16 protein-coding genes and 1 tRNA gene are annotated in these 13,416 nt (G+C 64.5%); 10 read left to right on the plus strand and 7 right to left on the minus strand.

From position 1 onward, the window contains the following. Nucleotides 1–237: hypothetical protein (locus FFS49_RS42380; protein WP_212746059.1), on the plus strand; the 237-nt coding region annotated here is incomplete at its 5' end. A 309-nt stretch (nt 238–546) separates the two neighbouring features. On the opposite strand, the gene FFS49_RS16100 is transcribed toward FFS49_RS42380, so the two are convergent. Beyond that, a complete protein-coding gene (locus FFS49_RS16100) occupies nt 547–1,077 on the minus strand; it encodes a cytochrome b (RefSeq protein WP_171026769.1) in 531 nt (176 codons plus the stop codon). Beyond that, nucleotides 1,077–2,171 carry a catalase family peroxidase gene (locus FFS49_RS16105; protein WP_105815427.1) on the minus strand — a complete coding sequence of 365 codons (1,095 nt, stop codon included), beginning with the start codon at nt 2,169–2,171 and terminating at the stop codon, nt 1,077–1,079. The genes FFS49_RS16100 and FFS49_RS16105 overlap by 1 nt, the downstream gene beginning before the upstream one ends. 156 nt (nt 2,172–2,327) lie before the next feature. Between FFS49_RS16105 and FFS49_RS16110 the strand changes: the two genes are divergently transcribed. Both FFS49_RS16110 and FFS49_RS16115 read left to right on the plus strand, forming a co-directional pair. After that, nucleotides 2,328–2,849, plus strand: a complete 522-nt coding sequence (locus tag FFS49_RS16110; RefSeq protein ID WP_039362528.1) for a sigma-70 family RNA polymerase sigma factor — start codon at nt 2,328–2,330, stop codon at nt 2,847–2,849. Next, entirely contained in the window at nt 2,846–3,604 is a 759-nt protein-coding gene (locus tag FFS49_RS16115; protein ID WP_105815428.1) for an anti-sigma factor, read from the plus strand. Before FFS49_RS16110 ends, FFS49_RS16115 begins: the two co-directional genes overlap by 4 nt. Nucleotides 3,605–3,851: 247 nt before the next feature. Here the strand turns inward: FFS49_RS16115 and FFS49_RS16120 are convergent, their stop codons facing one another. From FFS49_RS16120 to FFS49_RS16130, 3 genes are all read right to left on the minus strand, one after another. After that, nucleotides 3,852–4,412: a hypothetical protein gene (locus FFS49_RS16120; RefSeq protein WP_105815429.1), complete on the minus strand. Its 561-nt coding sequence runs from the start codon at nt 4,410–4,412 to the stop codon at nt 3,852–3,854. A 707-nt stretch (nt 4,413–5,119) separates the two neighbouring features. Beyond that, nucleotides 5,120–5,836: a hypothetical protein gene (locus tag FFS49_RS16125; RefSeq protein WP_105815430.1), complete on the minus strand. Its 717-nt coding sequence runs from the start codon at nt 5,834–5,836 to the stop codon at nt 5,120–5,122. A gap of 70 nt (nt 5,837–5,906) precedes the next feature. Beyond that, nucleotides 5,907–6,092, minus strand: a complete 186-nt coding sequence (locus FFS49_RS16130; RefSeq protein WP_105815431.1) for a hypothetical protein — start codon at nt 6,090–6,092, stop codon at nt 5,907–5,909. A 587-nt stretch (nt 6,093–6,679) separates the two neighbouring features. Between FFS49_RS16130 and FFS49_RS16135 the strand changes: the two genes are divergently transcribed. After that, a tRNA-Val gene (locus FFS49_RS16135) sits at nt 6,680–6,756 on the plus strand. 308 nt (nt 6,757–7,064) lie between these two features. Then, nucleotides 7,065–7,568 (plus strand): DUF2628 domain-containing protein, encoded by a 504-nt coding sequence (locus FFS49_RS16140; RefSeq protein WP_105815432.1) that lies wholly within the window; start codon nt 7,065–7,067, stop codon nt 7,566–7,568. A gap of 101 nt (nt 7,569–7,669) precedes the next feature. Here the strand turns inward: FFS49_RS16140 and FFS49_RS16145 are convergent, their stop codons facing one another. After that, on the minus strand, nt 7,670–8,551 hold the full coding sequence (locus tag FFS49_RS16145) for a sigma-70 family RNA polymerase sigma factor (RefSeq protein WP_105815433.1): 882 nt from the start codon (nt 8,549–8,551) through the stop codon (nt 7,670–7,672). Continuing rightward, the gene (locus FFS49_RS16150) at nt 8,551–9,027 is read right to left on the minus strand and encodes a carboxymuconolactone decarboxylase family protein (RefSeq protein WP_105815434.1); all 477 of its coding nucleotides are present in this window, start codon (nt 9,025–9,027) and stop codon (nt 8,551–8,553) included. The genes FFS49_RS16145 and FFS49_RS16150 overlap by 1 nt, the downstream gene beginning before the upstream one ends. A gap of 564 nt (nt 9,028–9,591) precedes the next feature. Between FFS49_RS16150 and egtB the strand changes: the two genes are divergently transcribed. The 5 genes from egtB (at nt 9,592) to FFS49_RS16175 (ending at nt 13,281) form a co-directional block, all read left to right on the plus strand. Beyond that, nucleotides 9,592–10,815 (plus strand): ergothioneine biosynthesis protein EgtB, encoded by a 1,224-nt coding sequence (egtB, locus tag FFS49_RS16155; protein ID WP_105815435.1) that lies wholly within the window; start codon nt 9,592–9,594, stop codon nt 10,813–10,815. Next, nucleotides 10,799–11,812 carry an L-histidine N(alpha)-methyltransferase gene (gene egtD, locus FFS49_RS16160; RefSeq protein WP_105815436.1) on the plus strand — a complete coding sequence of 338 codons (1,014 nt, stop codon included), beginning with the start codon at nt 10,799–10,801 and terminating at the stop codon, nt 11,810–11,812. Before egtB ends, egtD begins: the two co-directional genes overlap by 17 nt. Nucleotides 11,813–12,108: 296 nt before the next feature. Then, nucleotides 12,109–12,411, plus strand: coding sequence for a PXPV repeat protein (locus tag FFS49_RS16165; protein WP_071335421.1), 303 nt, complete (start codon nt 12,109–12,111; stop codon nt 12,409–12,411). 43 nt (nt 12,412–12,454) lie between these two features. Continuing rightward, entirely contained in the window at nt 12,455–12,709 is a 255-nt protein-coding gene (locus tag FFS49_RS16170) for a glycine zipper 2TM domain protein (RefSeq protein WP_039351984.1), read from the plus strand. 188 nt (nt 12,710–12,897) lie between these two features. Continuing rightward, a complete protein-coding gene (locus FFS49_RS16175) occupies nt 12,898–13,281 on the plus strand; it encodes a hypothetical protein (RefSeq protein ID WP_071335420.1) in 384 nt (127 codons plus the stop codon). Nucleotides 13,282–13,416: the final 135 nt, after the last annotated feature.

Below are 13,416 nucleotides of genomic sequence, written 5' to 3' on the forward strand. Positions count from 1 at the left end.
AGAACCGGTCGCTCACTCAAAGCTGACAGGAATATGAATCACTTCATAAACCTGACTTACTTTAGTGTGAGACTCTTGATACTTTCGCTATCTGATCCGAGGATCAGCTCGCTGCCATCAAGCGCCCACACTTATCGGCTGTTAATTTTTAAAGAGCATTCTGCGAGGAACTTCGTGTTTCCCGGCAGCGCTGCGTTTTCAGCAGCAGAGAAGCGAGATTATCAACCGTTTTTTTAAATCCGTCAACAACTTTTTTAACTACTTCGTTGCGACGACTGCGGTTTAATTTCGTCAGCACTGGAATCGATAAAACCGACTTCAACAGCACCGCTTCCCTTCTTTCCCCGCGCTGCGTTTCCGTTAGCGCGAAAGAGGCGTGATTCTAAGCACCTGCCTCAGTTTCCGCAACCCCTTTTGTGAAATTATTTTGACATGTGGTAGCGGAGGTCGCTGAACCTTTCCTCCGCTCATATATATGCGACACGGCGGGAGCAGCCCCGGTTGCCCGTGAACCGCCCCGCCGCATCGAGCGCAATCCTCCGCCGCTCACCGCCCCACCATCGCCCTCACCACACCGTCCCGCCGAATCAGCCCGTGATACAGCGCAGCGGCAAAGTGCGCGAGGAACGTCGCGAAGAACAGATACGCCAGCACCCGGTGCGCGACCCGAAGCCACGCGAACGTCACCGGATCAGCCGACACCAGCGCCGGCAGCTGCACACCACCGCCCAGCGTCACCGGATACCCGCCCGCCGACAGCATCGCCCAGCCGATCAGCGGCATCGCGAGCATCAGCGCATACAGCACGAGATGCGAACCGTGCGCGGCAACCTTCTGCCACCACGGCAGATCCTCCGGCAGCGCCGGCGGCTTCGACAGAACCCGCACCACGATCCGCACGCACACGAGCACCAGCACGGCAATGCCCAGCGGCTTGTGAATCGCCACCAGAAGCGCATGCCGCTCGGAAACGGACGCCACCATCCCCACCCCGATGAACAGCATCGCGATGATCATCGCGGCCATCACCCAGTGCAGCACCCGCGCCGGCAAGCCAAACGTCGTCGAAGCCTTCATCACCGTCCCTCCCCACTCAATCGCGCCACGCCCGCTACCCCGGCCTCTTCACTCGTCCTGCGCAGATACGAATCCGCATAAGCCGCCGACCGCGCCGCCAGCAACGGATCCCCCGATACCTGAATCCCCTGCGGCAGCACCGTCGGGTCGTAATTCACGTCGCGGCACGGCCCGCTGTCCTGCGCCTCCACGCGGTCGAGCACGAGCGTGCCCGCATCGATCGTCGTGCGCTGCGCGGGCCAGACCTTCGTCGCGTCGTCCACCGGGTCGCCAGGCTCCGCCAGCGTGACCAGCAGCTTCCACTTCTGCGGACCGGCCGCGATGCGCTGCGTCACGTCCTGCTGCAGCACGTTCGGGTCCGCCGCCGTGGCGACGTCGCCGGCGCCGGCCGTCTGCTCCGGCACGACGCGCCACCGCACCGCCTGGCGCTTGCCCGACGCGTCGACGAAGTAGAACGCGTTCAATCCGTAATAGCTTTCGGTGACGTAGCTCGCGCTCGGCTTCGCACCCTTCACCCATTCGCGGAACGCGGCCGTCTCCGGGTGCGCGCCGAAAAACGCCTTCACCTTCGCCGGATCGGGCTTGCCCGTCTTCGGATCGGCTCGCGTCGCCACCAATTGCGCGTAGAACGCCTGCGGCGTCGCGACAGGAAACACCGGCATCGCGTTCATCCCGGTTCGCCATTGCTCACCATCGGGCGCGGTGAGCTTCAGCGCGAGGCTGCGGATCGGCACGCTGCTGTCGGGCGCATACGGATTCCCGCCCGGCAACGCGAACCGCCCGACCACCGGCGTGCGCACCGCCTGGAAGAATGGCGCAACCGAATACGCGCTCGCCGCACCGTTGCCTTCGAAGTAACCGGTCACGCACACGCCCTTCGCGTGATTGCGCCGGAAACCCGGGTGAATGCCGCCGCCGGCCGTCTGCAATGCATCGACGATCCGGTGCGGGGTCAGACGCGCCGGTGCGAACCAGCCGCCGACGTATCCGAACGCCACGGCCACGCCGGCCACCGCGCCGCCGATCGCGGCCCAGCGCCACCACCCGCGCCCAGGCTCGCGCTGCGGCGAAGAAGAGGAAGAAGATCGCTCCATATATAGGCTCCCGACCATCAGGTCATTGTCGAACCCGCGTAGGACGCCGCCCGCGCCGCTTTATTCCACGAAAAGTTTTTTCGTATGCTGGTGGAATAAGCGGCGCCGACCGGCGTCCTACGTGGCATCTCGACCCTTTCGGCAACCGGCCCGGCCATGCCCTCCACCGCCCTCGACGACGAAGCACTGCGCGAACTCATCCCCAGGCTGCGACGCTTCGCGCTCTGGCTCGCGCGCGACGTCCACGCGGCAGACGATCTCGTCCAGTCGACGCTCGAGCGCGCGCTGTCGCGCTGGTCGAGCCGCCGCGACGACGCGTCGCTGCGCAGCTGGCTCTTCACGATCCTGTACCGGCAGTTTCTCGACGGGAAACGCAGCGCGAAGCGCTATGCGTGGCTGCTTGGGCGCATTAGCGATGACGACGAAGCGCACTGGCCGTCCGCCGAACGCGAATTCGCGGCGCGCGCGACGCTCGAAGCATTCGGTCGGCTCTCCGACGAGCAGCGTAGCCTGCTGCTGCTCGTCGCGGTCGAAGGCTTCACCTATCAGGAAGTCGCCGACCTGCTCGACATTCCGATCGGCACCGTAATGTCGCGGCTCTCCCGCGCGCGCCAGGCGCTGCGCCAACTCAGCGACGGTGAACTTCCCGCTCCTTCCTTGCGGTTGATGAAAAAATGAACACGCCTCCGAACGAACATGACCTCCAGGCCTACGTCGACGGCCAGCTCGACGACGATGCGCGCGCCGCGGTCGAGCGCTATCTCGCGCTGCATCCGGCGCGCGCGGAACAGGTGAAGCAATGGCAGCAGGACGCGCAGCGGTTGCGGGCCGCGCTGGAAAGCGTACGGATGCCGGCGGACAACCCCGCGCTGGATCCAGCCGCGATTCGCGGCCGGCGGGCCGATCGCGCGCGCATGCGGTTCGCGATGGCGGCTTCGTTCGTGTTCTGCGTCGGGCTCGGGACGTTCGGCGGATGGCAGGCGCGCGGGTGGAACGCGCCGCCGCCCATCGCGCCGATGAGCGATGCGGTCAAGGCTTACCAGATGATGGTGGTCGATCGGACGGCCAAGGTCGATTACCGGCCGACCGGTGCGGGCGATTTGCAGGGATGGCTCACCAGAGGCGTGGGCGCATCGGCGAAGCTGCCGGATCTGAGCGCGGCGGGGTTCAGGCCGGTCGGTGGGCGGCTGTTCACGACAGACAGCGGGGCGACTGCCGCGATGGTGCTCTATGAGGACGAGGCCGGACGGACGCTGAGCTTCTATCTCCGGCCGGCGGAATCGAAACATCGGCTGCTGCCGGCCGGGCAACGCGTGGATGGCGCGCTGCTCGCGCGGTATGGATCGGTGAACGGGCTCAACTATGCGGTGGTCGGGCCGACGGGGAGTCTTGGCGAAAAGGCAGTCGTGCAGGCGCTCGGCCAGCAGACTTGACGTGGCAGGATGCGCGCCCGGCCGGCGGTTGGTGGCGGCCGGCAGCGCCTTTGGTGGGGCGGCCCGGCGGGCTTGAACGAGCGCCCGCTCACCATTCGCCGGCACAGCGTTTCGACTGACTTTCCCCGACTGTTATGCACATCGCGCCACGCCGGCGCCCTCACCTTTGGAATCACAGAGTTTCGAGTCGCTGCGGAACGGGATATCCACATCGATCACGGATAAGCGATCTGGCTTCCAGTGCGGGCTACGATTCTGTCCGTCCAGGTAGCGTCGCCACGGGGACCTGGCTGCCGGCAAGCATCTTGTTCGTCCGGCGCACGAACACCCAGTGCCAAACCCAGAGGAAAACCGCGACACCGCCAGCGATCGAGCCAATGGCATTGGGTATCAACGAAAGAACCTGGGCAAGACACCATCCGATGCCGCTGATCCGGCCGAACGAGCGCAACCCCGACAGAGCCGGATTGATACGAGACTCCGCTTCCAGGGACTTCGCAACGTTGGAAATAATGAAGAAGTCCTCGATGAAGTTGTAGGGCAAGAGGAACATCAGCCAGACGCTGTTGGGTTCGGCCGCACGCGATCCTCGGTTGACCGATTTCAGTGTCGTCCGGAGGTCGCTCGCGTAGGCATAGACCAGCGCCAGGAAAACCGCGATGACGACGATGCTTCCGATCGTCCCAAGCACCGCTATCTCGCCGAGAACGCCTCCGTCTTCGGAGGGATGGACAAGCGGATAGGCAAGCCCAAAGGCAATGGGGATGCTCAGAATGGCTTTGAGAATGGTCCGTGCAGTTGCGCTCATATGTATCGCGGAGGGAATCGGTGCGTTGTCACCGGCAGCATAGCGAACGGGCATCCTCGCTGTGCGACTTTGTCATGGCATATGCCGCCTTCTCTCGCGACGCTTGTCGAGTCGGTGCCTGGAGCGCGTCGGGAATCGTGGAGTCGAGTTGTATGAAAGCGCGATAGCCACGACCCGTGAAGTAACGCGAACATCCTCGCCGAATTCGCGTACCCTCACCCGTTGAATGCACAGGGTTTCGAGTGCCTTGGCTGCTCGATATCCACAAGGCACTCCATCACTGCGGATCGCGCGAGCACGCTCCACATCGCCTGCGCCATTCCGGAAAATCCCTGTCAGACAAGGCGTTCGGGCTGATTCGCATGGTCGAATGCAGGGTGCTCACCTGTCCGACGCACAGCGATTCGACTGGTTGGGCGTGCGGGTTGTCCACATACGCGCTGTCGACACGCGCACGAAACGCGATGCACGTTCCGCATGCATCCCGTGCTCAGAGCTTGCTTCTCTCCGTCCAGTCGCGTGCTCGAACATTCCGATCGGCTTGTCGAGGCCAACATTCGCCGAGATCCGCGCCCAGCTTGTGATCCGGGCAAACGCTCACCTTGTGTCGGCACAGTGTTTCGCGTCGTTTTGGGCCGCAGTTGTCCACATGTCGATTCTCACGCAACGGCGCCCGCCGCATGCCCATCACGATTGCTCCGTTGCGTTCACGTCCGCGTGTCGTCCTTGCGCAGACCGCTACGTTCCAGCACCTCTCGCAGGCACACCGGACACACGAGCTCACCGGCGTCCCACATCTGCACGAACGTGGCCCGATCACCGATGCGAAACGTCGATTCAACGATGTCGATGTCCGGCCCGAGCACCTTCCGCAAGAACGCTTCGTCAAACCAATGCGTGGCCTCATGCTCCACGCTGGCATTGGTGACCCGCACGACGTGACAATCGCGGATCACGTCGATCGACAAGATAGCGGCCTCGATATCCGGTGAGGTCCGCGTCGGCCGGATCAAGCCGTGCAACTCGCAGCGCGCGAAGCCGCGCGGCCAATTCGCATTCGCCGCGACGACGGACGTGTCGAACGCCTGCTCTTTCGTCGTCGGTTTATAGGGCACCTCGCCGGAACGCACGAGCAACTCGTCCAGGCATGCCGAACACAGACGCTCCCGCAAGCGCTCCAGCGCCGCAATCTTCGGAAACGCCGTCACGTGCGCAACGTTGTCGATAAAGGTCGCATCGACCTCGTGCTCGGCAAGTTCAGCACGCAGCATCCACATTTTCAGGCTGTATTTCCGTCGGTCGAGCGAAACCTTCACGAGCTCGCCGGACATGAACTGCCCGCGCTGCCGGATGCGCGCGGCAATGCCCTTCGATGTCGTGATCCCGTTGTCGTGTCCGTGCCGACCGCAGTGAATGGGGCCCATTACTCGCTCCGGTTGCGGGCAGCGCTCGCGTCGCCCGGGTCTTGCTTCGGTTTCATCGTGTCGGTCGTCATCATCCCCTGGAGTCGAGATCGAACTTCACGTTGAATCGCTCGCCTTTGTAGCGGCAACACAGGACATCGGCTTCCGGCATCGACACGCGTTGCTCGAACACGATGTCGCACGGGTGTTGTTGCAACCGGCGTACGACGGCATCGATCTCGGGTGCGCCTAGCCGGACCAACGAAGAATTACTCATCTGTCGTGAACCTGTGCGCCAGGCCTTCGCACCCTGAATGCCGGCGATTCTACAGACACTACGGCTCGCGCATCGTCCGATGCCCTCACAGTTTGCCGTTTCGTTTATCCGATCACTGCACGCAGTGCATATCCTGCCCGGATCACAGTCGACGGACTGTGCTTATCCAAAGGTGTTAACAGAGTTCGTATACATACGTAGTGATAGTTAACAAACCCCGTGCCTCACAGTGGATAACGTCCCTAACCTCATGAATTCTCGACGGGAAGCAGAATGCATAACCCTGGGTGAGCTACGTGAACAGCGCCGGGAAGCACAGAACAACTTTTCGTCGATTCACAGCCGCGGCGACATATCCTCAATCGTTCCACTGTGAATCCAGAGGCTTGCCGGATGGTTATCCAGAGGGCAATGTGGATAACATCACAGCGCATCGACGCGTTTTGCTGTGATGCGAACCGGTGAAGCCAACGCTCCCGGCATCACGAGGCAACATCGATCGTCGCCCCTCATGCACGCCGATTCAAAAAAATTTCACGAAGGGGCTTGTGCTCCTCAAAAACCCTCTCTATAATTCGCGGCTTCTTAGGCTCGTAGCTCAGTTGGTTAGAGCACCACCTTGACATGGTGGGGGTCGTTGGTTCGAATCCAATCGAGCCTACCAACGAACAAATGAAGGGGTCTGGCAGCACAACTTGCCTACAGGCAATGCGGCTCGCCAACATACAAACGCCACGCGGCAACATCGCGTGGCGTTTTTCTTTTTCCGGCCGAAACAACGCATGTCGCCCCGATGCGTTGTGCGATCCACGGCATCGCATCCTTCCTCACCAGCACCTCGATTCGCCATACAACGGCCACTGCGCGGCGCGTAGAATCGTGTGCGCATCGAAGCGGCCGTTCCGACCGTCGCCCGATTTCCAGCACATCAAAACAACGACGCGCGATCCGCGCGACTGAGAGCACACGACCATGTCCGACGTCACGACCGCCACATCCTCCGCGAGCAACGACGAGATCGCCGCTTACGTCGGCAAGAAGGCCGCCTGGTTCGAAAAGAAGTGGGAGATCGCCGCGTCGCGAAAGAACCGGCAGTCGTGGAACTGGGCAGCCTGTTTCCTGGGCCCGGTGTGGATGGCGTATCGCTGCATGTACTGGCAGGCGGCGGCCGTCCTTGGCGCGACGCTCGCGATCACGCTGGTCGAGCTGCTGTTCTTCCCGAAATACTTCGAATCGAGCGCGCTCGACCCGATCACCATCGGGATCGCCGTCACGCTCGGCTGGTGCGGGAACAGCCTCTACAGGACGCACGTCGTACGCCAGATCGACAAACTGCGCCCGAGCGCGACGTCCCGCGAATCGTTGCTCGCGCTGCTGGAAGCGCAGGGCGGCACGAACTGGCTCGCGGCAGCCGGTTTCGCGATCGCGACGCCGTTGCTCGGCTTCCTGATCTACATCGTGGCCGGGACATATTGATCGCAGGAGCCGGCGGCCGGTAAAGCAGGGCGGCAGGACGGAGAACAGGGCGCATCGCGGCCACGCATGCGCACGGCACGCGACGCGTGATCTCGCTGCACTCAGTGCAGATGCCTCAACTTGTCAGGATTCCGCACGACATAGATCGCGACGATTTTCCCGTCATCGATCTCGAGCGCCGTGGTCTGCAACTCGCCGTCAGATTCCAGCGTGACGAAACCCGGCAACCCGTTGATGAACCCCGCACGTACGAGCTTCGACGCATGCGTGGCGAACAGCCCGGCCAGGAATTCGTGCACCTTCATCACGCGCTCGAAGCCGAACACCGGCTTGCCGGCAGCCGTGCGTTTGCCACCACCGTCCGAATGCAGGCTCACGTCCTCGGCGAGCATCGCGCCGAGCGCGCGCATGTCGCCGCTGCGTGACGCCGCAAAAAACGCTTCCGCCAATTCGATCCCACGCTGCTTCTCGACGTGAAAGCGCGGCCGCGCTTCGCGCACATGCGTGCGGGCTCGCGCGGCGAGCTGCCGGCACGCGGCCGGGTCGCGCTGGATCGTCGTGGCCACTTCGTCGAACTCCAGGCCGAACACGTCGTGCAGCAGGAAGGCCGCGCGTTCGAGCGGCGAGAGCCGTTCGAGCGCGAGCAGCAGCGGCAGTGTGACGTCCTCTTGTTCGTCTTCCTCGACGACCGGCTCGGGCAGCCACGGGCCGATATAGGTCTCACGCTGGTGCCGCGCGGACTTCAACTGGTCGAGGCACATGCGCATCACCATGCGGCGCAGGAACGCTTCAGGAACGCGCACCTCGGTGCGGTCGACGTCCATCCAGCGGATGAACGCCTCCTGCACCATGTCCTCGGCATCCGCGACGGAACCGAGCATCCGGTACGCGACGCGGATCAGCGTGCGGCGCAGCGGGTCGAAGCTCGCCGCCGCATCGGCCCGTGCTTCGGCGCTGTCCTTGGCCGGGTCGAGGTTCGGCATCAGGCCACCATCTTCGCGGCGGCGGCCTTTGCATCGGCCGGCTCGATCCACAGCCCGAAGCCGACCGCGAGCCGGTTCCAGCCGTTGATCACGTTGATCATCAGCGTGAGTTTCACCTGTTCCTCCTGGCTGAAGTGGTCGTTCAGCGCCACGTAGGCCGCCTCGTGCGCCGCGTGGCCCTCCGACAGCCGCGTGAGTGCTTCGGTCCAGCCGAGCGCCGCGCGTTCGCGGTCGGTGTAGCAGGGCGCTTCGCGCCACGCGGACAGCAGGTAGATGCGCTGCTCGGTCTCGCCTTGCTCGCGCGCCTCGGCCGCGTGCATGTTAATGCAGTTCGCACACGCGTTGATCTGCGATGCGCGGATCTTGACCAGCTCGACCAGTGTCGGTTCGAGGCTCTGCGCGGCGGCGACCGAGACGGTCATCCAGTGCTTCATCAGGGCGGGTGCGGCAGCAAACGGATTGAGCTTCGCAGTCATGGTCCTTCTCCTTTCGTGTGGGTTCCGCCGATATGACGAGCGAGCCCCCGCGTGTGTGACATCGACGCGAAATTTTTTTCGAAGCCGGCGAGCGGATCGGCGTAGAAGGCCGCAAGGCAACGGCGGGCAGGGTGCGCGTCGTACGCAATAAGCGCAGCGAGCATGCTTCGCGCGCGCCCGTGCTGGTCAGACGATTACGCATTCACGCCATGGTGATGATCGCAGTCGCGCGGACGCCCGCGGCGTGCGTCGATCACAACGGCCGACGCATGCCCCTCCGAATACCCCTCGATACGCGCTGATGTCAGCAATTGGCAGGTGATCGATTACTTTCATTTACATTTATCTGCTGTTTCGTCCGCATCTCGGTCAGCAACATTCACATTTCTGGACCATACTGTTCTGCACGGGCAGATGAAGTGATGCCGCATCCGCGGCCCGGCGCGCGCGCCGGCTGCCCACGACGCAGCAGCAGGTCGCACGTCAGCCGCGCGCATCACGCGCAAGGCTTTCCCTTTTCCGACAACACGCAACGCAGCGAATCGCGACGTGGACGGTAAACCGATGAGCCTTCTTGCATCGCAGCTTCAGCGCCGTTACCAGGACGTGCGCGCCCATAGCGTCGCGTTGACCGCGACGCTGTCCGCCGAGGACCAGGCCGTGCAGTCGATGCCCGACGCCAGCCCGACGAAATGGCACCTCGCGCATACGACCTGGTTCTTCGAAACCGTCGTGCTGATGCGCCGCGTGCCCGGCTACGCGCCGTTCGACGCGGCCTTCCAGTTCCTCTTCAATTCCTATTACGAAGCGCTCGGCCCGCGCCATCCGCGGCCGCAACGCGGGCTGCTCACGCGCCCGTCGCTCGACGAGGTGCATGCGTACCGGCAGCACGTCGACGACGCGATGCTGCGCGCGCTGGCCGGCGCCGACGCGGCGCTGCTCGAGACGATCGCGCCCGAGGTCGAGCTCGGCCTGCATCACGAGCAGCAGCACCAGGAGTTGATCGTCACCGACATGCTGCACGCGTTCTCGTGCAACCCGCTGAAGCCGGCGTTCCGGCCGCGCAACGGAACGGACGCGGGCGCGATGGCCGCGGGCGATGCCGGCGCCCTGCACTGGCTGCACCAGCCGGGCGGGCTCGTCGAGATCGGCCACGACGGCGATGCGTTCTCGTTCGACAACGAACGGCCGCGCCATACGGCGCTCGTGCGGCCATACGAGATCGCGGACCGCCTCGTGACGAATGCGGAATTCGCGGCGTTCGTCGCCGACGGCGGCTATACGCGCCCCGAGTTCTGGCTGTCGGACGGCTGGGCCACGGTGCAGCGGGAAGGGTGGCAAGGGCCCGCGTACTGGATGCCCGACGATGACGATGTGGCCGCCACGCGCGTGCGGCGCACGTTCGGCCTGCATGGCGTCGAGCCGCTCGCACCCGACGCGCCGGTGTGTCACGTGAGCTTCTACGAAGCGGCCGCGTACGCGGAATGGGCCGGCGCGCGCCTGCCGACCGAATTCGAATGGGAAGCCGCGTTTCCAGCCGAAGGCATCCGGCAGATGCTCGGGCACGTGTGGCAATGGACGCGCTCGTCCTACGAGCCGTACCCGGGCTTTCGGCCGCTCGCCGGGGTAGCTGCCGAATACAACGGCAAGTTCATGGTCGGCCAGCAAGTCCTGCGCGGCAGCAGCATCGCGACGCCGCCGGGGCACGAACGGCCGACGTACCGCAATTTCTTTCCGCCGGCCGCGCGCTGGCAATTCACGGGAGTGCGACTTGCGCGAGACGTCTGACCAGACGGCCACGAGCGGTGGCCAGCAACCCGCCCGCGATTCGCGGCCGAGCGCGTTCGAGCGCGACCTGATCGACGGGCTGTCGCGTACGCCGCGCAGCATTCCGCCGAAATACTTTTACGATGCGGCCGGCTCCACGCTGTTCGATCGCATCTGCGAGTTGCCCGAGTATTACCCGACCCGCACCGAGCTCGGCATCCTGCGCGATCGCGCGGCCGAGATCGTGCGGCGTGTCGGCCCGCATGCGGAACTCGTCGAATTCGGCGCGGGCTCGCTCGAGAAGATCCGCGTGCTGCTCGACGCGTTCGCGGGCAACTATGCGAACGCGCCGGCACGCTACGTGCCGGTCGACATCTCGGCCGACTACCTGCACGACGCGGCCGCGCGGCTGCGTGCGGCCTATCCGTGGCTCGACGTCGCGCCGATCGCGGCCGACTACACGAAGGCCGAGCAACTGGCCGCGCTGACCGCGACACCGGCGCGGCGCATCGGCTTCTTTCCCGGCTCGACGATCGGCAATTTCTCGCCGGAAGAAGCCGATGCGTTCCTGCGCGATGCGGCGCGGCTGCTGCGCGGCGGCGGCTTGCTGGTCGGCGCCGATCTCGTGAAGGACGAGCGCACGCTGCACGACGCGTACAACGATGCGCAGGGCGTGACCGCACAGTTCAACCTGAACCTGCTCGTGCGCGCGAACGCCGAGCTCGGCGCGAATTTCAACGTCGACGCGTTCTCGCATTGCGCGTTCTACGACCGCGTGCGGCAGCGCATCGAAATGCATCTCGTCAGCGACATCGCGCAGACCGTGCACGTGCGCGGCCACGCGTTCCGCTTCGATGCCGGCGAGCGCATCCATACGGAGAACTCGCACAAGTTCACGATCGACGGCTTCCATGCGATCGCGCGCCGTGCAGGGTTCGTGCCCGATACCGTGTGGACCGACGCGGACAATCTGTTCAGCGTGCACTGGCTGCGCAGCGTCGACGACATTCGCGCGTGATGCGCGCCGCTTGCGAACCGCTCGCGTAGGGTGCGGGCGGTTCGCTTTCAACGCATTCCGATGCACGTCGGCGCGTGCCGATCGCGCGGTTTCGTGCCGAAAATCCCTTTTTACCGGTCCGATGCACCGCCGCAACGGTGTTTGGAAGGCGGCCTCTTCCTTGTCCTGCAAGGCTTTGCGGGAGTCCGTAAACGTCCGTTACCTGTCTCGCATACCCGTTTCACCTGTGTCTGTGTCCGGTGCCTAGACTCCGAACCGTATTCACATGACGCACGACACGTGCAGGGAGTTGCGAGATGAACAAGAAACTCATTCTCGGTGCAGTTCTCGGTGTAGCGGCGCTGGCAGCTTCGGGCGTCGCCTCGGCCCACGTCGACCTGTCGGTCGGCATCGGTGTACCTGCCTATGTGGCGCCCGCGCCCGTCTACGTGGCGCCGTCTCCGCCCGTCATGTACGCGCCGGTCGGCTATCGCGATGACGGTTGGCGCGGCGACGGCTGGCGTGAGCGCGAATGGCGCGAACACGAGTGGCGCCGCCGTGAATGGCGCGAGCACGAATGGCGCGATCATGGCGGCTGGCGTGGCGGCCGTTGGGATTGAGCGAAGCGGCTCGATTTGATCGCCACGAGAGGAGAATGAAAACATGATGCCCATTCGACACATCAGGCTGTGTGCCACCGCGGCCATCGTTGCGCTCGCCACGATCGGCAGCGCGCACGCGGCGGGCTGCATGAAGGGCGCGGTGGTCGGCGGTGTGGCCGGCCACTACGCGGGGCACCACGCGGTCGTCGGCGCGGTTGGCGGCTGTATCGTCGGCCATCACATGGCGAAGAAGCAGGCGCAGGAGCAGGCCGCGCAGCACAAGGCCGCTGCGCAGGGCCTGCAGCCGGCGCAGTAAGCACCGTCGTCACCGGGGCGGCGCCGTGGCGCCGCGCCCGCCTGTCCCGTTCCCCGTTCACGCACGATCCGGATTGATCTGACGAATGCGCGTCGCGCACCTCGTTACGATCATTTACAACGTCGTGTGGCGCGAATTTTTCGCGTTCATAGAATGCAGTCACACGAACGCGCTCCAGGGAGCACAAGATGAAACAGCAACGATATCTGTCTGTACTGATGGCCGCGCTGCTCGCGCTCGGCACGGTTTCCGCGTATGCCGCAGCCGGCGGCAACGGCGGTGGAAACGGTGGCGGTGGGGGTGGTCATGGCGCAGGTGGCGTGGGCGGCAATGCCGGCGGCATGTCCGCCGGCCACATGAGCGGCGAGGCGTCGAGCAACTCGAACGGCATGCACGCGGGCGACCGCGACAAGGGCCTGTCGCGCGCGGCCGACCGCTCCGACACGATAGCTGATCGCGCCGGCACGCAGCCGGGCCGTGGCCACACGCACGCCCATGCGCTCGGCCACACGACACACGCGTCGACGTCCACGCATCGTTCGCATCACCACGCGTTGAGCCGCACGCTTTAAGCGCGGCATGCAAACGTGATGGAAGGGCGCTTCGGCGCCCTTTTTTCATCGTGGCAATCCAACGCCGCTGTCGCGCGAAAACATCGTGCCGACCCGATTTGCAACCAGCCGTAACCGCGCCGCCAACGGGCGCGT

Source organism: Burkholderia sp. 4NA327C6, from assembly GCF_005502655.1.
GTDB lineage: Bacteria > Pseudomonadota > Gammaproteobacteria > Burkholderiales > Burkholderiaceae > Burkholderia > Burkholderia contaminans.